Origin of the sequence: Pseudomonas sp. USHLN015 (assembly GCF_037153275.1) — a bacterium.
Classification (GTDB): domain Bacteria; phylum Pseudomonadota; class Gammaproteobacteria; order Pseudomonadales; family Pseudomonadaceae; genus Metapseudomonas; species Metapseudomonas tohonis.
Window position 1 is genome coordinate 24,532 of record NZ_JBBCKP010000014.1, and the last position, 19,118, is coordinate 43,649.

A 19,118-nucleotide genomic window follows, 5' to 3' on the forward strand; every position below is an offset into this window, starting at 1 on the left:
TGTGGAGCAAAGGTCGTTTGTTGGCAAGCCCCCGGTGCGGCTAATACTGGCGCCGACCTTTTTCGAAGCGCTTTCCAGGAGTTCCAATGGTTGCTGCATTGCTAGACCGCCTAGGCGTCGACCCGAAGCTCTACCAGCAGGGCGAGCACGTCGTGCACACCCCCATCGACGGCAGCCGCATCGCCCGCGTGCAACTGGAAGGCCGCGCGGAGGTCGAGCGCAAGATAGCCCTCGCCGCCGAGGCCTTCCAGGCCTGGCGCAAGGTGCCGGCGCCGCGCCGGGGCGAGCTGGTGCGCCAGTTCGGCGAGCTGCTGCGCCAGCACAAGGCCGAGCTTGGCGAGCTGGTGTCCTGGGAGGCCGGCAAGATCACCCAGGAAGGCCTGGGCGAAGTGCAGGAGATGATCGACATCTGCGATTTCGCCGTCGGCCTGTCGCGCCAGCTCTACGGCCTGACCATCGCCTCCGAGCGCCCCGGGCACCACATGCGCGAGGCCTGGCAGCCCCTGGGCGTGGTCGGCATCATCAGCGCCTTCAACTTCCCGGTGGCGGTCTGGTCGTGGAACGCCGCCCTGGCGCTGGTCTGCGGCAACCCGGTGGTGTGGAAGCCCTCGGAAAAGACCCCGCTCACCGCCCTGGCCTGCCAGGCCCTGTTCGAGCGCGTGGCGAAGCATTTCGACGGCGCCCCCGCGCACCTCAGCCAGGTGCTGATCGGCGACCGCGAGGCCGGCGAGGCGCTGGTGGACGACCCCCGCGTCGCCCTGGTCAGCGCTACCGGCAGCACCCGCATGGGCCGTGAAGTGGCACCGCGCGTGGCGGCCCGCTTCGCCCGCAGCATCCTGGAGCTGGGCGGCAACAACGCCATGATCCTGGCCCCCAGCGCCGACCTCGACCTGGCGGTTCGCGCCATCCTCTTCAGCGCCGTCGGCACCGCCGGCCAGCGCTGCACCACCCTGCGCCGGCTGATCGCCCACGAGTCGGTGCGCGAGGAAATCGTCCAGCGCCTGCAGGCCGCCTACGCCAAGGTGCGCATCGGCCATCCGCTGCAGGGCAACCTGATCGGCCCGCTGATCGACAAGGCCGGCTTCGACGCCATGCAGCGCGCGCTCGAACAGGCCCGCGCCGAGGGGGGCGTGGTGTTCGGCGGTGAGCGCCAGCTGGCCGGCGAATTCCCGGACGCTTACTACGTGTCGCCGGCCATCGTGCAGATGCCCGGGCAGAGCGCGGTGGTGCGTCACGAGACCTTCGCGCCGATCCTCTACGTGGTCGGCTATCGCGATTTCGACGAGGCATTGCGCCTCAACAACGAGGTGCCCCAGGGGCTGTCGTCCTGCCTGTTCACCACCGATGTGCGCGAGGCCGAGCTGTTCACCTCGGCGGTGGGCAGCGACTGCGGCATTGCCAACGTCAATATCGGCCCGAGCGGCGCGGAGATCGGCGGCGCCTTCGGCGGCGAGAAGGAGACCGGTGGCGGGCGCGAGTCCGGCTCGGACGCCTGGAAGGCCTACATGCGCCGGCAGACCAACACGGTGAACTATTCCCACGAACTGCCGCTGGCCCAGGGCATCACCTTCGACTGACCGGGCCATCGCCCTAAGGAATGCCGTCCATGCCCCTGCGCCAGGAATGCCTCTGGGAGTATCTGACGCCGGCGCTGCCGAAGGCCGAGACGCTGAACGGCGAGGTCCGTGCCGATGTCTGCGTCATCGGTGGCGGCATCACCGGGCTCAACGCGGCCATCCGCCTGCTGGAGCAGGGCAGGCGGGTCTGCGTGCTGGAGGCCCACGAGGTTGGGCACGGCGGCTCGGGGCGCAATGTCGGCCTGGTCAACGCCGGGCTGTGGATTCCGCCGGACGAGATCGAGGCCGGCCTCGGCAAGCCGGTCGGCGCCCAGCTCAACCGCACCCTGGGTGGCGCGCCGGCCCAGGTGTTCGCGGTGATCGAGAAGTACGGCATCGACTGCCAGCTGCGCCGTGACGGCACCCTGCACATGGCCCACAACGCCCGTGGCCAGGCCGACTTGGCCAGCCGCTGCGAGCAGTGGCAGCGCCGCGGTGCGCCGGTGGAGCTGCTCACCGGGCAGGCCTGCCGCGAGGCCACCGGCACCGACCGCATCGCCGCCGCGTTGCTCGACCGCCGCGCCGGCACCCTCAACCCGATGGCCTACACCCGGGGCCTGGCCCAGGCGGTGCGCTACCTGGGCGGCTCGCTGTTCCAGCACAGCGCCGTCGCCCGCCTGGAACGCCAGGGGGATGCCTGGTGCGTGCTCACCGAAAACGGCAGCGTGATCGCCCCGCAGGTGGTGATCGCCTCCAACGCCTACACCGAAGGCGAGTGGACCGAGCTGCGCCGCAACTTCTTCCCCGGCTACTACTACCAGGTCGCCTCCCAGCCCCTGCCGGGCGAGGCGGCGGCGCGCATCCTGCCCGGCGGGCAGGGCTCCTGGGACACGCGCCAGGTGCTCAGCAGCATCCGCCGCGACGCCGATGGCCGGCTGCTGCTGGGCAGCCTGGGCAACGGCGCGCGCAAGCCGCTGTGGTTCCTCAAGGCCTGGGCCGATCGCATCCAGGGCCACTACTTCCCCTACCTGGGCAAGGTGCAGTGGGAATTCAGCTGGACCGGCTGCATCGCCTTCACCCCGGACCACCTGATGCGCCTGTTCGAACCGGCGCCGGGGCTGGTGGCCGTCACCGGTTACAACGGCCGGGGCGTGACCACCGGCACCGTGGTGGGCCGGGCCTTCGCCGACTTCCTCCTAAGCGGTTCGGCCGAATCGCTGCCCATGCCCTTCCAGAGCATGCGCGGTGTGGGCGCACCTGCGCTGCGCAGCGGGCTCTACGAGCTGGGCTTCTCCCTGTACCACGCGGGCCAGTGCCTGCGCGTGGTCATCTGAGGGTGGTTTTGTTCAAGCTGCATCGACGCGGAGCGGCTGCCTCGGCCGCAATGCACTAGCCTGTATTGGTGCGTCAGCGCGCTTGCCGCGCACCAGTGGTGTGCACTTCGGTGACAGTGACGGTTACGGCAGGTTGCGCTTTTCGCGCCGTGGGTTGCTATTCCCTTGAGAAGGCCATTCGGCGATTGGTTGCAAAGGGTTGCACCTATTGGATCGGCAGGGTTGCACGTGTGCGCCGTCCCGCATTCCAGGCCGGGTGCGCGGGTGACCCCGGGTTTTTTCCTACAACAAAAAACGAGTGGCACGACGCTTGCTCAAGGAACTTCCCGTTAGTTCGAGTATCGCGCCATCACATAACCCCTCAGGAGCAAAACTCCCATGCCTCACAAGACTTTCAAGAAAGGTATTTTGGCTGTTGCGGTTACCAGTGTTCTGAGCTTGACCAACCTTGCTTTCGCTGACGTGGTTATAGGTGTTGCCGGGCCTCATACCGGCGCCAACGCTTCCTTCGGCGAGCAGTACTGGCGTGGCGCGAGCCAGGCCGCCGAGGACATCAACGCCGCCGGTGGCGTCAACGGCGAGAAGATCAAGCTGGTCAAGGCGGACGACGCCTGCGAGCCCAAGCAGGCCGTGGCCGTGGCCAACCGCCTGGTCGACCAGGACAAGGCCATCGGCGTGGTCGGCCACTTCTGCTCGTCCTCCACCATCCCGGCGTCCGAGATCTACGACGAGGCCGGCATCATCGCCATCACCCCCGGCTCCACCAACCCGCAGGTGACCGAGCGCGGCCTGACCGGCATGTTCCGCATGTGCGGCCGCGACGACCAGCAGGGCATCGTCGCCGGCGACTACATCGTCGACGTGCTCAAGGCCAAGAAGGTCGCGATCATCCACGACAAGGACACCTACGGGCAGGGCCTGGCCGACGCCACCAAGGCGCAGTTGGCCAAGCGCGGTGTGAAGGAAGTGCTGTACGAGGGCCTGACCCGTGGCGAGAAGGACTTCAACGCCCTGGTCACCAAGATCCGCGCCACCGGTGCCGAGGTCGTCTATTTCGGTGGCCTGCACCCCGAGGCCGGCCCGCTGGTCCGGCAGATGCGCGAGCAGGGCCTGACCGCCAAGTTCCTCTCCGGCGACGGCATTGTCACCGACGAGCTGGTCACCACCGCCGGCGGCCCGCAATACACCAAGGGCGTGCTCATGACCTTCGGCGCCGACCCGCGCAAGATCGCCGACGGCAAGGCCGTGATCGAGAAGTTCCGCGCCGGCGGCTTCGAGCCGGAGGGCTACACCCTCTACGCCTATGCCTCCCTGCAGGCCCTGGCCGCCGCGTTCAATGGCGCCGGTGCCAACGAAGGCGCCAAGGCCAGCGAATGGCTGAAGGCGCACCCGGTGCAGACCGTGATGGGCAAGAAGGAGTGGGACGGCAAGGGCGACCTGAAAGTGTCCGACTACGTGATCTACGAGTGGGATGACCAAGGCAAGTACCACCAGCAGTAAGCGCGGGACCGGCTGCGCGTCGGCCGGACCGCGTTGGAAAGGGCCCCTCGGCCCTTTCCGGCCCGTCCGCCTGTCACTCGCGCAGTCCCGGCCCTTCATTTGCTGTACTGGCTCGGCCGGCCGGCCAGGTGCCACACGCGCCTGGTCAGCCGGTGTATTCCGGGTGGCTGCTGAAACCTCTTCCTGCTTGTGCCGCGCAGGCGACTGCCGACGTAAACCAGAGATCCAGTGATTCAGTGGTGCCCGTCTGATTCCACTCGCGGAGGCCGGCCGAACCCCAGGCCGGTCCCCCAGAAGACGAGACTGAGTGATGGACGGTATTTTCCTGCAACAGCTGATCAACGGGCTGACCCTCGGGTCCGTCTACGGGCTCATCGCCATCGGCTACACCATGGTTTACGGCATCATCGGCATGATCAACTTCGCCCACGGCGAGGTGTACATGATCTCCGCCTACCTCTCTGCCATCACCCTCGCGCTGCTGGCGTTCTTCGGCCTCGAGTCCTTCCCGCTGCTGATCCTCGGCACCCTGCTGTTCACCATCGCGGTGACGGGCGTGTACGGCTTCGTGATCGAGCGCATCGCCTACCGGCCGCTGCGCAACTCCACGCGCCTGGCGCCCCTGATCTCCGCCATCGGCATGTCGCTGATCCTGCAGAACTACGTGCAGCTGTCCCAGGGCGCCCGCCAGCAGGGCGTGCCCACGCTGCTCGACGGCGCGCTGAAGTTCCACGTCGGCGAGGGCTTCGTCCAGCTCACCTACACCAAGGTGTTCATCCTGGTGGCCGCCTTCATCGGCATGGGCGTGCTGACCTACGTGATCCAGTGCACCAAGCTCGGGCGCATGTGCCGCGCCACCCAGCAGGATCGCAAGATGGCCTCGATCCTCGGCATCAACACCGACCGGGTGATCTCCTACGTGTTCGTCATCGGCGCCGCCATGGCCGCGCTGGCCGGCGTGCTGATCACCATGAACTACGGCACCTTCGACTTCTATGCCGGCTTCATCATCGGCATCAAGGCCTTCACCGCGGCGGTACTCGGCGGCATCGGCTCGCTGCCCGGCGCGATGCTCGGCGGGATCATCCTCGGCGTCGCCGAGGCGCAGTTCTCGGGCATGGTCAACACCGACTACAAGGACGTCTTCAGCTTCTCCCTGCTGGTGCTGATCCTGATCTTCCGTCCCCAAGGCCTGCTTGGCCGCCCGCATGTCGCCAAGGTGTAAGCATGTCCTCTGCCATTTCTGGAAAACCCATCGATATCAAGAAGAGCCTCGTCGACACGGTGCTCGCCGGGCTGCTGGCGCTCATCGTCTTCGGCCCCATCGTCGGCGTGGTGCTCGACGGCTACAGCTTCAACCTGGAGTTCGGCCGCGTCGGCTGGATGATCGGCATCGTCATGCTCGGGCGCTTCCTGCTCAGCCTTTACCTGCAGAGCGCCAGTGGTTCCGTGCTGCTGGAGCGCTTCGAAAGCAGCGGCTCGGGCGTGCACGTGCGTGCGCCGGACTTCAAGAGCAGCCTGCGCTGGGTGCTGCCGCTGATCCTGGTGGCGGCGGTGATCTTCCCCTTCTTCGCCAGCAAGTACCTGCTCACCGTGGTCATCCTCGGGCTGATCTACGTGCTGCTGGGCCTGGGCCTGAACATCGTGGTCGGCCTCGCCGGCCTGCTCGACCTCGGCTACGTGGCCTTCTACGCCATCGGCGCCTACGGCCTCGCGCTCGGCTACCAGCACCTGGGGCTGGGCTTCTGGTCGGTGCTGCCGCTGTCGGCCCTGGCCGCGGCGCTGGCGGGCGGGTTGCTGGGCTTCCCGGTGCTGCGCATGCATGGCGACTACCTGGCCATCGTCACCCTGGGCTTCGGCGAGATCATCCGCCTGGTGCTCAACAACTGGCTGAGCTTCACCGGCGGCCCCAACGGCATGCCGGTGCCGTCGCCGACCTTCTTCGGCCTGGAGTTCGGCCGTCGCGCCAAGGACGGGGGCGTGCCGTTCCACGAGTTCTTCGGCATCGCCTACAACCCCAACCTGAAGTTCCTGTTCATCTACGTGGTGCTGTTCCTGGTGGTGATGCTGGTGCTCTACATCAAGCACCGCCTGACCCGCATGCCCGTCGGCCGCGCCTGGGAAGCGCTGCGCGAGGACGAGATCGCCTGCCGTTCCCTGGGCCTCAACCACGTGCTGGTGAAACTCTCCGCCTTCACCCTGGGCGCCTCCACCGCCGGCCTCGCCGGGGTGTTCTTCGCCAGCTACCAGGGCTTCGTCAACCCGTCCTCCTTCACCTTCTTCGAGTCGGCGCTGATCCTCGCCATCGTGGTGCTGGGCGGCATGGGGTCGACGGTGGGCGTGGTCATCGCCGCCTTCGTCCTCACCGTCGCCCCGGAGCTGCTGCGCAGCTTCGCCGACTACCGCGTGCTGCTGTTCGGCATCCTCATGGTGCTGATGATGATCTGGCGGCCGCGCGGGCTGATCCGTATCAGCCGCAGCGGCTTCACCCCGCGTAAAGGAGTAGCGCCATGAGCGACGACAACATCCTCAGCGTCGAACGCCTGATGATGCACTTCGGCGGCATCAAGGCGCTCAACGACGTCAGCCTGGAGATCAAGCGCCACTCGATCTCCGCGCTGATCGGCCCCAACGGCGCCGGCAAGACCACCGTGTTCAACTGCCTCACCGGCTTCTACAAGGCCACCGGCGGCAGCATCCGCCTCAACGCCCGGGGCACCTGCACCGACGTGATCAAGGTGCTGGGCGAGCCCTTCCAGGCCACCGACTTCGTCAACCCGGCGCAGTTCGGCAGCCGCCTCTGGTTCAAGATGTTCGGCGGCACCCACCTGGTGAACCGCGCCGGGCTGGCGCGCACCTTCCAGAACATCCGCCTGTTCCGGGAGATGTCGGTGGTGGAAAACCTGCTGGTGGCCCAGCACATGTGGGTCAACCGCAACCTGCTGGCCGGCATCCTCAACACCCCCGGCTTCCGCCGCGCCGAGGAGGACGCGCTGAACCACGCCTTCTACTGGCTGGAGGTGGTGGACCTGGTGGACTGCGCCAACCGCCTGGCCGGTGAACTCTCCTACGGCCAGCAGCGCCGCCTGGAGATCGCCCGCGCCATGTGCACGCGGCCGCAACTGATCTGCCTGGACGAACCCGCCGCCGGCCTCAACCCGGCGGAAACCGAGGCGCTCAGCCGGATCATCCGCAAGCTGCGCGACGAACACGAACTGACCGTACTGCTGATCGAGCACGACATGGGCATGGTGATGAGCATTTCCGACCACATCGTGGTGCTGGACCACGGCGTGGTGATCGCCCAGGGCGGCCCCGAGGCGATCCGCAACGATCCGAAGGTGATCGCCGCCTACCTGGGCGCCGACGAGGAGGAAGTGGCATGACGGCCCCCCTCCTGGCATTCAAGGACGTCGACGTCTTCTACGGCCCCATCCAGGCGCTGAAGAAGGTCAGCCTGCACATCAACGAGGGCGAGACGGTGAGCCTCATCGGCTCCAACGGCGCGGGCAAGTCCACGCTGCTGATGTCGATCTTCGGCCAGCCCCGCGCCAGCGCCGGGGAGATCCTCTACGGCGGTGTGGATATCTCGCGCAAGTCCCCGCACTACGTGGCCTCCAACGGCATCGCGCAGTCGCCGGAAGGGCGCCGGGTGTTCCCCGACATGAGCGTGGAGGAGAACCTGCTGATGGGCACCATCCCCATCGGCGCCCAGCATGCGGACGAGGACATGCAGCGCATGTTCGACCTCTTCCCGCGGCTCAAGGAGCGGCGCAACCAGCGCGCCATGACCATGTCCGGCGGCGAGCAGCAGATGCTCGCCATCGCCCGCGCGCTGATGAGCCGTCCCCGCCTGCTGCTGCTCGACGAGCCCTCGCTCGGGCTCGCGCCCATCGTGGTCAAGCAGATCTTCCAGACCCTGCGCGAACTGGCGAAGAGCGGCATGACCATCTTCCTGGTGGAGCAGAACGCCAACCACGCCCTGCGCCTCTCCGACCGCGCCTACGTGATGGTCACCGGGGAAATCCGCATGAGCGGCACGGGCGAGGAACTGCTCGGCAACCAGGACGTGCGCAACGCGTATCTGGGGGGGCATTAAAAGCAGCTGGAAGTTTGAAGCCGGAAGCTGGAAGCAGGGGCGGTTCGCTTCCAGCTTCGAGCTTCTGGCTTCCAGCCCATTCGGAGAGTGCTATGTCCCACCTGCGTTTCTTCACCAACCCCGATGTCGCTGCTGCGCTCGGCTACCCCGCCCTGATCGAAGCGCTGCGGGGCGGGCTCGCCGAGCCCTGTGCGGCGCCTGTGCGGGGCTGCCATGAGCTGCCCGGTGGCGCGTCCCTGCTGACCATGCCGGTGTGGCAGGCGGGGCAGGGCATCGGCGTCAAGCTGGTGACCGTATTCCCCGGCAACGGTGCGCGCGGGCTGCCGTCGGTGGCGGCGCTGTTCACCCTGTTCGACGACGACACCGGCCGTCCGCTGGCCATGCTCGAGGCTTCGGAGCTCACCGCACGGCGCACCGCCTGCACCTCCGCCCTGGCAGCCGACCACCTGGTGCGTGAAGACGCCGAGCGCCTGCTGGTGGTGGGCAACGGCACCCTCGCCGCGCACATGGTCCGTGCCCATTGCCAGGTACGCCGCTACGGGCGTGTGGATATCTGGGGGCGTGACGCAGAGAAGTCCGCCCGGCTGGCCGCTGCGCTGGCCGGGGAGGGCTATCCGGCACAGGCCGGCATCGACTTGCAGGGCCTGGTGCAGCAGGCCGATTGCATCAGTTGCGTCACCACCTCGCGCTCGCCGCTGGTGCTGGGCGACTGGCTGCGGCCCGGCAGCCACCTGGACCTGGTGGGCGCCTTCCTGCCGAGCATGCGCGAGACCGACTCCACCGCCGTGGCCCGAGCCCGCATCGTCGTCGACACCCGCGAGGGTGCCCTGGAGGAGGCCGGCGACCTGCTGTTCGCCATCGCCGATGGCCTGCTTGACGAGGCCGAGGTCCGCACCGAATTGCGCGACCTCCTGCAAGGCCGTGGCCATCGACGGAACGCCGAGGAGATCACCCTGTTCAAGTCGGTCGGCTACGCCCTGGAAGACCTGGTGGCAGCGCGCCTGCTGCTGGCTCGCGCCACCTGAGCGGGACTGGATGCAGGGTGGAGGACGCTCTTTTCATCCACCGAACGGAGTTCGATTCCACCACCGACCTCACACCTGTGCACGCCGCGTAGGAGCGAGCTCTGCTCGCGAAGCCTCTGGGCAGCGCTGCGCGCTGCTTGGCGAATGAATTCGCCCCTACAGGTGCGTTAGCGCAACACGCCGGGCCGCCCACAAAATCTGTGGAGCGAACTGTGGAAAAGGTGTGGGCAGGTGGCTGTCGGGCCGGACCGGCGGTCGTCCGGGTGGTCTGGTCGAGATTCGTACAGTCATGCTTTTTTCAAGCGGAACAGTTACTTGCCAATGCCCCTTGAAGTGCCCTCGCAGTTATCCCCGCGAGCTGTGGATAACTCTGTGGGCAAGCTCTGGAGCTCTGGCCAGGCGCCAGTATCGCCAGGGGCTGGCACGGGCTGGTCGAAAATCAGCCATTCCCATCCGGCGCGCTGGCTTGCAAGCGGCGCAGCTGCTGGGTTTGAGAAAAACAGGAAAAGTCCGCGCAGGCGTCCATGCCATGCCCGGGCTTGCCCCCGATAACTGTGGATCAAGCTGTTATCGAGCTGTGGATAAGCTGGGTATGGATGGCCCGGATGCAGGCCTGGCAAGGGCTCTGCCGAACGGTGCGGCACGCGTCCGGCAACCGGCGCCCGGGCTAGGAGAGAGAGGCAGGTTTCTGGCACTGTGGACGCCTTCCTGCCCAACCGGCCGGGCGACGCCTGAAGGGCGTGCCGCCGCCATCGATTCGAGGAGATTCCCATGACGTCCACCCTGTTCATCACCGGCGCCACTTCCGGCTTCGGCGAGGCCTGCGCCCGGCGTTTCGCCGAGGCGGGCTGGTCGCTGGTGATCACCGGCCGCCGCGAGGAGCGCCTGAAGGCGCTGGCCGAGGAGCTTGGCGAGAAGGTCGAGGTGCTGCCGCTGGTGGTCGACGTGCGTGACCGCGCGGCGATGGAGGCGGCCATCGGTGGCCTGCCGGAGCGCTTCGGCACCTTGCGTGGCCTGATCAACAACGCCGGCCTGGCCCTGGGCACCGACCCGGCGCCCAAGTGCAGCCTGGATGACTGGGACACCATGGTCGACACCAACATCAAGGGCCTGCTCTACACCACGCGCCTGCTGCTGCCGAAGCTGATCGCCCACGGGCGCGGCGCCGGCATCGTCAACCTGGGCTCGATCGCCGGCAGCTACCCCTATCCCGGCAGCCACGTGTATGGCGGCACCAAGGCCTTCGTCCGGCAGTTCTCGCTGAACCTGCGTAACGACCTGGTCGGCACCGGCGTGCGCGTCACCGACATCGAGCCGGGGCTGTGCGAGAGCGAGTTCTCCCTGGTGCGCTTCGGTGGCGACCAGGCCAAGTACGACGCGACCTACGCCGGCGCCGAGCCGATCCAGCCGCAGGACATCGCCGAGACCATCTTCTGGGTGCTGAACCAGCCGGCGCACATCAACATCAACACCCTGGAGCTGATGCCCGTGAGCCAGACCTGGGCCGGCTTCGCTATTGATCGTTCAGCGAAGTGATGCGGGTGGATCGCCCCAGCAGTTGCAGGGCGCGATCCGGGTAGTCGGTGATCAGGCCGTGCGCGCCCATGTCCAGCAGGTGGCGCATGGCCGGTTGCTCGTTGATGGTCCACATCTGCACGTTGAGGCCGCGGTCGATGGCGGTGGCCAGCAGGCTCGGCGTGGCCACCTCCAGGCCGCTGCTGCGCTCGGGGATCTGCAGCGCCTGGTAGGAGGGTGACAGCAGGCGGCCGAGGCCCAGCCAGTTCAGCGCCACCAGCAGTTTCACCGAGCCCGGGCTGGCCGATGTGGCCACGTCCGGGCACTGGTCGCGGAAGCGTTTCAGGCTGCGCTCGTAGAAGCTGCCGACTATCACCTTGTCGCGCTGCTTCGCCTCCGTCAGCGCCTCGCAGAGGCGATCCTCCAGGCCCACGTCGGGCACCTTGATCTCGATGACCTTGGCCTGCTCCGGGAAGGCCTGCAGCACCGCGTCCAGGGTCGGGATGCGGATGCCCTGGCCGCGATACGGGTGGTTCTCGTCGCCGTCGGCGGTCCAGTGGTAGCCGGCATCCAGCGCCTGGGCGCGTTCCAGGGTCAGCCCGGCGATGGGGCCGCTGCCGTCGGTGGTGCGGTCCACGTCGGCGTCATGCAGGACGACCACCTTGCCGTCGGCGGTCAGGCGGATGTCCATCTCCAGCATGTCCACGCCCAGGGCACTGGCGCGCTCGAAGGCGAACAGCGTGTTTTCCGGCCACAGCCCGCGCCCGCCCCGGTGGGCGATCACCAGCGGCTTGTCGCCCAGCGCCTGGATCACCGCCGGTGGCGACGCCGGTTTGCTGGTGAGGACGAGGACCACCAGGGCGATGGCGACCAGCAGCAGGGGGACGAGCAGGAAACGGGCGAAGCGCATGGCGATATTCCGAGGAAGAGGGACGGGCGTGCCGAATCAGACGCGAGGACTATGACAAAAGCGTGACGCCAAGGCGATGCCCGCCGCTGCGCTTTCGTGCGGGTGGAGTCTTCGAGGGGGGGCGACCGGCCAGGGGAGGATGGGGGAGCCCCTGGCCGGCCGGTGCAACGCAGGGATTCAGCCCGCCAGCAGCCAGGCGCCGGCCACGGCGGAGGCGCCGCCGGCGATGCGTACCAGCGGGGCGGCGGATTGCGGCAGCGCGCGCACCAGGCCATAGCCGGCGGCGTGCAGGGCGGCGGTAGCGGCGACGAAGCCGGCGGCGTAGCCCCAGGGGCTGGAGAGCTGGGGCAGCTCCAGGCCGTGGGCGACACCGTGGGCCAGGGCGAACAGGGCGGTCAGGCCGACGGCGACGGACACCGGCGGGCGCACGGCCACGGCCACCAGCAGGCCGAGGGCGAGCACCGAGGCGGCGATGCCGGTTTCCATGAAGGGCAGTTCCAGGCCCTCGAAGCCCAGCAGGCCGCCGAGCAGCATGGTGCCGACGAAGGTCAGCGGCAGTGCCCAGCGCGCGGCGCCCTGCTGCTGCGCGGCCCAGAGGCCGACGGCGAGCATCGCCAGCAGGTGGTCGAGGCCGGTGATGGGGTGGGCGATGCCGGCCGCGAGGCCCGAGGCGTCATGCCCGGGGTGGGCGAAGGCCAGTGCCGGGGTGAGGAACAGGGCGAGGGCGTAGAGGGCTTTGCGAAGGGTCATGTGAAGCTCCTTGTGAGTCGGTTCAGGCAGCGCCGAGCAGGCCCTGCTTCTCGATGAAGGCGATGATCTCGTCGAGACCCTGGCCGACCTTCTGATTGCTGAAGACGAAGGGCTTGTCGCCGCGCATCTTGCGGGCGTCGCGGTCCATCACCTCGAGGGAGGCGCCGACCATGGGCGCCAGGTCGACCTTGTTGATCACCAGCAGGTCGGACTTGCAGATGCCCGGGCCGCCCTTGCGCGGCAGCTTGTCGCCGGCGGAGACGTCGATCACGTAGAGGGTCAGGTCCGAGAGCTCGGGGCTGAAGGTGGCGGAGAGGTTGTCGCCACCGGACTCGACGATGATCAGCTCAAGCCCGGGGAAGCGGCGGTTGAGCTGGTCGACGGCCTCGAGGTTGATCGAGGCGTCCTCGCGGATCGCCGTGTGCGGGCAGCCACCGGTCTCCACGCCGATGATGCGCTCGGGGTCGAGGGCCTCGTTGCGCACCAGGAACTGGGCGTCCTCCTGGGTGTAGATGTCGTTGGTCACCACGGCGAGGTTGTAGCGGTCGCGCAGGGCGCGGCAGAGGGCCAGGGTGAGGGCGGTCTTGCCGGAACCGACGGGGCCGCCGATACCGACGCGCAGGGGTTGGCTGTGCATGTTGCTCTCCTAGGAACGGAACAGACGGCTGTACTGGCGCTCGTGCGCCATGCTCGCCAGGGCCAGGCCGAAGGCGGCGCTGCCCCACTGGTTTTCGGGAAGCGCGGTGGCCGTGTCCTGCGCTTTCTGCAGGGCCGGCAACAACGCGGAGGTCAGGCGCTGGGCGGCTTGCTGGCCCAGCGGCAGGGTCTTCATCAGTACCGCCAGCTGATTCTCCAGCCAGCCCCAGAGCCAGGCGGCGAGGGCGTCCTGCGGGGTGATGCGCCAGGTGCGCGCGGCCAGGGCCCAGGCGCAGCCGAGCACGGGCTCGTGCAGGGCGTCGAGGGCGTTGCGGGCCGGGGCATCCAGCTCCGACAGGCCTTCGAGCAATTGCTGCAGGGAGTAGCCCATCTGCCGGTTCTCCAGCTGCAGTTCGCGGGTTTCACGGCTGGCGCGCTGGCACTCGCCGAGGTGGCTGAAGCGGGCCCAGTCCGCGTCGGCGGCGGCCTCGCACAGGGCCAGCAGCAGGGGCGCCTCGAAGCGCGCGAGGTTGAGCAGCAACTGGTCGGTGATCCAGCGTTCGGCGCTCTGCGGGTCGTCCACCAGGCCCTGGTCCACCGCCAGCTCCAGGGCTTGCGAGTAGCTGTAGCCGCCGATGGGCAGCTGGGGGCTGGCGAGGCGCAGCAGCTGCCAGGCCGGGTTCACGTGCGCACTCCGAACTGGTGCAGGCGCGGCGCGTAGTTGAAGTCGGCGTCGCCGTGGTGGGAGTGGTGGTGGCCGCCGCCGTAGGCGCCGTGCTCGGGCTGGAAGCCGGCCTCGATGCGCTCGACCCGCGCGCCGAGCTGTTCGAGCATCGCCAGCAGCACGTAGTCGTCCAGGAGGCGCAGCCAGCCGTCGCCGATCTGCAGGGCGACGTGGCGGTTGCCCAGGTGGTAGGCGGCGCGGGTCAGTTCGAAGGCGTTGGCGCAGGTGACGTGGAGCAGCGCCTCGGGGCGGGCGCTGACGCGGACCACGCGGCCGTCCTGGGCCAGCAGGCAATCGCCGTCGCGCAACGGCGGCTGGCCGCGTTCGAGGAACAGGCCGACGTCTTCGCCGGCCACGCTGAAGCAGCGCAGGCGGCTCTTGCTGCGCGCTTCATAGGTGAGCAGCAGTTCGGCGTCCCAGCTCGCGCGGGGTTCGGTTCTTTCCTGGATGACCAGCATGGGAGGTCCCGGCAGTGTGCAATGCCGGTGCTAGAGCAAGGTGCTTGCCAAGAGGGCTGAACCCTTGTGTTGCGGGGCGCAGGGAGCGGTCTGCCAGTTCCCGGGGCGCCAGGGTGCTTCGTCGTGGTGCGTGGCGGGCCGTTTTGGTGCGCACTGTCGGGTCGGTCAGCTTCTGGCGCTGCCGAGGCCCTGCCAGTGCTTGCCGCCGATCATGATGAAGCGCAGTTGCTGGATCATCTTGGCCGCCGGCGTGAGGTGCGGGGCCAGGCCCTTGGCGGGAGGATCGATGAGCTCGGGCAGGGTGGCGAACACCGTCTTGACCACCAGGTCGGAGACCACGTCCAGCGCCGGGTCGTCCAGGTGCGGCATGCGGTTGATCAGCTTGAGGTCGGCGGCGAGGTCGTCGGTGATGCGCTCGCGCAGTGCGGCGATGGCCTGCCGTACCGGTTGCGAGCCGCCGTACTGCTCGCGGGCGAGGAAGAGGAACTGGCCGCGATTGGCCTTCACCGCGTCGAGGAAGATACGCACCGAGGCGTCGATGATCCCGCCCATCTCGAACTCGTTGTGGCGAACCATGCGGATGGTGTCGCGGAAGGTCTCGCCCACCTCGCTGACCAGGGCCAGGCCGAGCTGGTCCATGTCGGCGAAGTGGCGGTAGAAGCCGGTGGGCACGATGCCGGCGGTGCGGGCGACTTCGCGCAGGCTCAGGCTGCCGAACCCGCGGCCGCTGTCCATAAGCAGGCGCGCTGCATCCATCAGGGCCTGACGGGTCTGCTGTTTCTGTTCCGAGCGTGGGGTCATGGAGCCGGTTCGCGGGGGTGTGGATGCGCCGCACTCTAGCAAATGCCCCCTGCCGGTGCGAACCGCATTCAGTGAACGGTTGTTGACTGAAAGCGGGGTGCTCATGCAGGCTAGTGCACAAGTGTTCACTGGTGTTGCCGATGCCCCTCATTCCCCTGTCCCTCGCCCGCCACCTGGCGCCCGGCCTCAAGCCCCTGCGGGCGCTCGCCGAGCGCGCCTGGCTGCGTGAAGCCGAAGTCGATTTCTTCCTTTCCCGCGTGCACCCGCTGCTGCGTCTCAACCGGGTCTTCGCCCGCCTGGAGGCGCGCCATTGGGTCGCGGACGACATGCTCGCGCTGACTTTTCGCGTCAACGGCAACGCCCGGCTCTGGCGCCCGGGTCAGCATGTGCAACTGCACCAGACGGTCGATGGCGTACGGCTGGGACGCAGCTACAGCCTGACCGCGGTGCATGCCGACGGCCGCGTGGAGCTGGCGATCAAGCGCCAGCCGGGCGGGCGCCTGTCCAACCGCCTGCTGGACTTCCTCGGGGTCGGCACGCGGGTCGAGATGGGCCAGGCGGAGGGCGAGCTGCGCTGGCCGCAGGGGGCCGATGGCGTGCTGTTGCTGGCGGCCGGCAGCGGGCTCACACCGCTGCTGGGCTTGCTGCGCGAGGCCCTGGCGCAAGGCTTCGCGACGCCGGTGACGCTGCTGCACTACGTGCGCCGACGCGGCCAGCGGGCGTTCGCCGAGGAGCTCCAGGCCCTGGCGCGTCGTCATCCGAATTTCAGCGTGCGCTGGGCGATCAGCGGCGAGCCGCCGGCGGCCGACGAGTTGGCCGGGCGATTCCTGCCGGACCACGTGCAGCACATCGACGCCAGCGACCTGCTGGCCTGCGGGCCCCATGGCTTCATCTCCCGGGTGCGCCAGTGGTGGCAGGCCGAGCCCCGGCGGGGCGCTCTGCAACTGGAAGCCTTCAGCGCGCCCGCGGTGAACCCGGATGAACCCGCGCGCCAGGTGCGCCTGGGCTTCGCCCGCTCGCGCAGCGAGATGCAGGGCGACAGCCGCTACAACCTGCTGGAACAGGCCGAAGCCCATGGCTTGCGCCCTGCCCACGGCTGTCGCCAGGGCGTCTGCACCAGCTGCACCTGCAAGCTGGTCAGCGGCACGGTGCGCGACGTGCGAACCGGCGCGCTGTCCGCCGAACCGGGCCAGCCCATCCGCCTGTGCGTCAGTGCGCCCATGGGCGACCTGGTGCTCGACCTCTGAACCGGCGTCATGCCGGCAACGCCTCGATGAGCGAGAACGACATGCGTATCGACCGAGAACTGGGCCCCGAGGAACTGCGGGCCTTCGCCGCCGAGCTGGACGCCCTGCGCCAGCGCACCCTGGACGACCTGGGCGAGGCGGACGCCCGCTACATCCGCCGCATCCGTGCCGTGACCCGGTTCTGCTGCTGGGCCGGCCGGCTCCTGCTGCTGCTCGGCTGGTTCCCGCCCACCTGGCTCCTGGGCAGCGCCTTGCTGGGGCTGGGCAAGATCCTCGAGAACATGGAGCTGGGCCACAACGTGATGCACGGCCAGTACGACTGGATGAACGACCCGGAATTCTCCGGGCAGCGCTATGAGTGGGACATCGTCGGCCCCGCCGACTTCTGGCGACACACGCACAACCATGTCCACCACACCTACACCAACGTGCTCGGCCGTGATGACGATGTCGGCTACGGGCTGGTGCGGCTGTTCCCCGAGCAGCGCTGGAAGCCCTTCTACCGCTGGCAGCCGCTGTGGGTGACCTTGCAGGCGCTGCTGTTCCAGTTCTCGGTGGCGGTGCAGCACCTGCGCCTGGACCAGTACTTCAAGGGCCGGATGAGCCGCGAGGAGCTGCGCCCGCGCCTGCGCCAGTTCAACGCCAAGGTGCTGCGCCAGCTGGTCAAGGACTACCTGTTCTTCCCCCTCGTCGCGCTGGCCCTGGGTGCCAATGCCTGGGCGGTGGTGGCGGGCAATGCGCTGGCCAACCTGATCCGCAACCTGTGGACCTTCACCGTGATCTTCTGCGGCCACTTCACCGAGAAGGCCGTGGTCTTCCCGCCCGAAGTGCTGGAGGGCGAAACCCGGGGCCAGTGGTACCTGCGCCAGCTGCGCGGTTCCAGCAATCTCGCCGGGGGCCCGCTGCTGCACATCCTCACCGGCAACCTCAGCCACCAGATCGAGCATCACCTGTTCCCCGACCTGCCGGCCCGTCGCTACGCCGCCTTGGCGGTGGAGGTGAAGGAGATCGCCCTGCGCTATGGCCAGGTCTACAACAGCGGCAGGCTTTCCGTGCAGTTCGCCACCGTGCTCAAGCGCATCTGGATCTACCGTTCGCCACCGCCCGCCGTGCCTGCCTGAGCCCTGAAATGCGAAAGCCCGGCATGTGCCGGGCTTTCATTCCGTGGAGGGCCGCCGTATGGGCGGTGCGTCTGTTCTCGCCTCAGTGAGCGAACCCACTTCAGACGGCGCGGAAGCCAGGAGTACGGTCGGCGCCATCTTCGGCAACGCGGAAGCCAGGAGTACGGTCGGCGCCATCTTCGGCGACGCGGAAGCCAGGAGTGCGGTCGGCGCCGTCTTCGGCAACGCGGAAGCCAGGAGTGCGGTCAGCGCCGTCTTCGGCAACGCGGAAGCCAGGGGTGCGGTCGGCACCGTCTTCGGCAACGCGGAAGCCAGGAGTGCGCTCGGCGCCACCTTCGGCAACGCGGTTCAGGGTGCGTTCGGCACCGCCTTCAGCGATGCGCAGGCCGGGGGTGCGATCGGAGCCGTTTTCGGCAACCGGCTCGACGACCTGGATGAAACCGCTGTTGTCGCGGGACTCGCCCAGAACCGGTTGCGGCTCGGAGGGCAGGGCAAAGGCGGTGGCGGAAAGGCTGGTCAGGAACAGGGCGGCAATGGCATGGGCTTTCATGATCTGTGGCTCCTCGTGGGGGGCTGGTAAGTGACTACGGAGCCAATGTTACGGAGCCCCCGGAAAGGCCAGAAGTGAAGGCGGCCAATAGTAAGCATCGATCTCTTTAATGGTTGCTTTAATCATTGAAAATCAATGGTTTGTCTGATTTTTAAAGCCTTGTCTGCAGGGCTGAGGAGGGCTTGGCATGCCCCCTGTCGATGGGTGTGATGAGCGGCTGCCGGAGTGATCGCGCAGGCGTCAGGGCATGGCGTGCTGCCTGGGCGGCATGGCGTGGCGGGCAATAAAAAGCCCGGCCGGTGCCGGGCTTTGACTACTGGGTGAAGCCGGTGTGGATTCAGACCACACCGTGGGCTTGCAGCAAACGGTCGGAACCACCTTCGGCTACGCGGAAGCCCGAGGTGCGATCGGCACCACCTTCGGCTACACGGAAGCCCGGGGTGCGGTCGGCACCGCCTTCGGCGACACGGAAGCCCGGAGTACGGTCGGCACCGCCTTCGGCAACGCGGAAGCCGGGAGTACGGTCGGCACCGCCTTCGGCGACACGGAAGCCCGGAGTACGGTCGGCACCGCCTTCGGCAACGCGGAAGCCGGGAGTACGGTCGGCACCGCCTTCGGCGACACGGAGGCCCGGAGTACGGTCGGCACCGCTTTCAGCGACACGGAAGCCCGGGGTGCGGTCGGCACCGCTTTCAGCGACACGGAAGCCCGGAGTGCGATCGGCACCGCCTTCGGCAACGCGGTTCAGGGTGCGTTCGGCTCCGCCTTCGGCGACACGGTCGATGACCATGTAGGCACCTTCGCCCTCGGCGACAAGCGGATAGGAAACGGCGGATTGGACGACCGGGATGGCGAACAGGCCGGTGAGGAACAGGGTGGCGATGGCTTGGGT

At 68.1% G+C, this 19,118-nt stretch carries 19 protein-coding genes; 11 read left to right on the forward strand and 8 right to left on the reverse strand.

Features of this window, described 5'->3' with window-relative positions:
- Positions 1-86 precede the first annotated feature (86 nt).
- The 9 genes from amaB (at position 87) to WFQ67_RS25675 (ending at position 11,050) form a co-directional block, all read left to right on the forward strand.
- Positions 87-1,577, forward strand: coding sequence for an L-piperidine-6-carboxylate dehydrogenase (gene amaB, locus WFQ67_RS25635; protein ID WP_213626537.1), 1,491 nt, complete (start codon positions 87-89; stop codon positions 1,575-1,577).
- Positions 1,578-1,606: 29 nt separating this feature from the next.
- On the forward strand, positions 1,607-2,890 hold the full coding sequence (gene amaA / locus WFQ67_RS25640) for an L-pipecolate oxidase (RefSeq protein ID WP_337058575.1): 1,284 nt from the start codon (positions 1,607-1,609) through the stop codon (positions 2,888-2,890).
- 378 nt (positions 2,891-3,268) lie between these two features.
- On the forward strand, positions 3,269-4,390 hold the full coding sequence (locus tag WFQ67_RS25645) for a branched-chain amino acid ABC transporter substrate-binding protein (RefSeq protein WP_173171432.1): 1,122 nt from the start codon (positions 3,269-3,271) through the stop codon (positions 4,388-4,390).
- 310 nt (positions 4,391-4,700) lie between these two features.
- Positions 4,701-5,615: an ABC transporter permease subunit gene (locus tag WFQ67_RS25650; protein WP_111263822.1), complete on the forward strand. Its 915-nt coding sequence runs from the start codon at positions 4,701-4,703 to the stop codon at positions 5,613-5,615.
- A gap of 2 nt (positions 5,616-5,617) precedes the next feature.
- Positions 5,618-6,904 carry a high-affinity branched-chain amino acid ABC transporter permease LivM gene (gene livM, locus WFQ67_RS25655; RefSeq protein WP_337058576.1) on the forward strand — a complete coding sequence of 429 codons (1,287 nt, stop codon included), beginning with the start codon at positions 5,618-5,620 and terminating at the stop codon, positions 6,902-6,904.
- Complete coding sequence (locus tag WFQ67_RS25660) at positions 6,901-7,776, forward strand: ATP-binding cassette domain-containing protein (protein WP_111263801.1); 876 nt, start codon at positions 6,901-6,903, stop codon at positions 7,774-7,776. Before livM ends, WFQ67_RS25660 begins: the two co-directional genes overlap by 4 nt.
- Positions 7,773-8,489, forward strand: a complete 717-nt coding sequence (locus WFQ67_RS25665; RefSeq protein WP_111263800.1) for an ABC transporter ATP-binding protein — start codon at positions 7,773-7,775, stop codon at positions 8,487-8,489. The genes WFQ67_RS25660 and WFQ67_RS25665 overlap by 4 nt, the downstream gene beginning before the upstream one ends.
- A 92-nt stretch (positions 8,490-8,581) precedes the next feature.
- Complete coding sequence (locus tag WFQ67_RS25670) at positions 8,582-9,514, forward strand: ornithine cyclodeaminase family protein (RefSeq protein ID WP_337058577.1); 933 nt, start codon at positions 8,582-8,584, stop codon at positions 9,512-9,514.
- A gap of 771 nt (positions 9,515-10,285) precedes the next feature.
- Positions 10,286-11,050, forward strand: a complete 765-nt coding sequence (locus WFQ67_RS25675; RefSeq protein WP_213626527.1) for an SDR family oxidoreductase — start codon at positions 10,286-10,288, stop codon at positions 11,048-11,050.
- Here WFQ67_RS25675 and WFQ67_RS25680 read toward each other — a convergent pair.
- The 6 genes from WFQ67_RS25680 to WFQ67_RS25705 all read right to left on the reverse strand — a co-directional run bounded on the left by WFQ67_RS25680 (position 11,028) and on the right by WFQ67_RS25705 (position 15,308).
- Complete coding sequence (locus WFQ67_RS25680) at positions 11,028-11,939, reverse strand: glycerophosphodiester phosphodiesterase (RefSeq protein WP_173171443.1); 912 nt, start codon at positions 11,937-11,939, stop codon at positions 11,028-11,030. The genes WFQ67_RS25675 and WFQ67_RS25680 overlap by 23 nt on opposite strands.
- A gap of 177 nt (positions 11,940-12,116) precedes the next feature.
- A complete protein-coding gene (locus WFQ67_RS25685; RefSeq protein ID WP_337058578.1) occupies positions 12,117-12,689 on the reverse strand; it encodes a HupE/UreJ family protein in 573 nt (190 codons plus the stop codon).
- Between the two features lie 22 nt (positions 12,690-12,711).
- The gene (gene ureG, locus WFQ67_RS25690) at positions 12,712-13,326 is read right to left on the reverse strand and encodes an urease accessory protein UreG (protein ID WP_021222421.1); all 615 of its coding nucleotides are present in this window, start codon (positions 13,324-13,326) and stop codon (positions 12,712-12,714) included.
- Between the two features lie 9 nt (positions 13,327-13,335).
- Positions 13,336-14,010, reverse strand: a complete 675-nt coding sequence (locus WFQ67_RS25695) for an urease accessory protein UreF (RefSeq protein ID WP_337058579.1) — start codon at positions 14,008-14,010, stop codon at positions 13,336-13,338.
- Complete coding sequence (ureE, locus tag WFQ67_RS25700) at positions 14,007-14,507, reverse strand: urease accessory protein UreE (protein WP_173171449.1); 501 nt, start codon at positions 14,505-14,507, stop codon at positions 14,007-14,009. Before ureE ends, WFQ67_RS25695 begins: the two co-directional genes overlap by 4 nt.
- A 165-nt stretch (positions 14,508-14,672) precedes the next feature.
- Positions 14,673-15,308 (reverse strand): TetR family transcriptional regulator, encoded by a 636-nt coding sequence (locus tag WFQ67_RS25705; protein WP_213626521.1) that lies wholly within the window; start codon positions 15,306-15,308, stop codon positions 14,673-14,675.
- A 140-nt stretch (positions 15,309-15,448) separates the two neighbouring features.
- Between WFQ67_RS25705 and WFQ67_RS25710 the strand changes: the two genes are divergently transcribed.
- A complete protein-coding gene (locus WFQ67_RS25710; protein WP_337058580.1) occupies positions 15,449-16,555 on the forward strand; it encodes a ferredoxin reductase in 1,107 nt (368 codons plus the stop codon).
- Between the two features lie 41 nt (positions 16,556-16,596).
- On the forward strand, positions 16,597-17,676 hold the full coding sequence (locus WFQ67_RS25715) for a fatty acid desaturase family protein (RefSeq protein WP_337058581.1): 1,080 nt from the start codon (positions 16,597-16,599) through the stop codon (positions 17,674-17,676).
- Positions 17,677-17,776: 100 nt separating this feature from the next.
- On the opposite strand, the gene WFQ67_RS25720 is transcribed toward WFQ67_RS25715, so the two are convergent.
- Positions 17,777-18,226: a phage infection protein gene (locus WFQ67_RS25720; RefSeq protein WP_213626515.1), complete on the reverse strand. Its 450-nt coding sequence runs from the start codon at positions 18,224-18,226 to the stop codon at positions 17,777-17,779.
- A gap of 337 nt (positions 18,227-18,563) precedes the next feature.
- Positions 18,564-19,016, reverse strand: coding sequence for a hypothetical protein (locus tag WFQ67_RS25725; protein ID WP_442969629.1), 453 nt, complete (start codon positions 19,014-19,016; stop codon positions 18,564-18,566).
- Positions 19,017-19,118 lie beyond the last annotated feature (102 nt).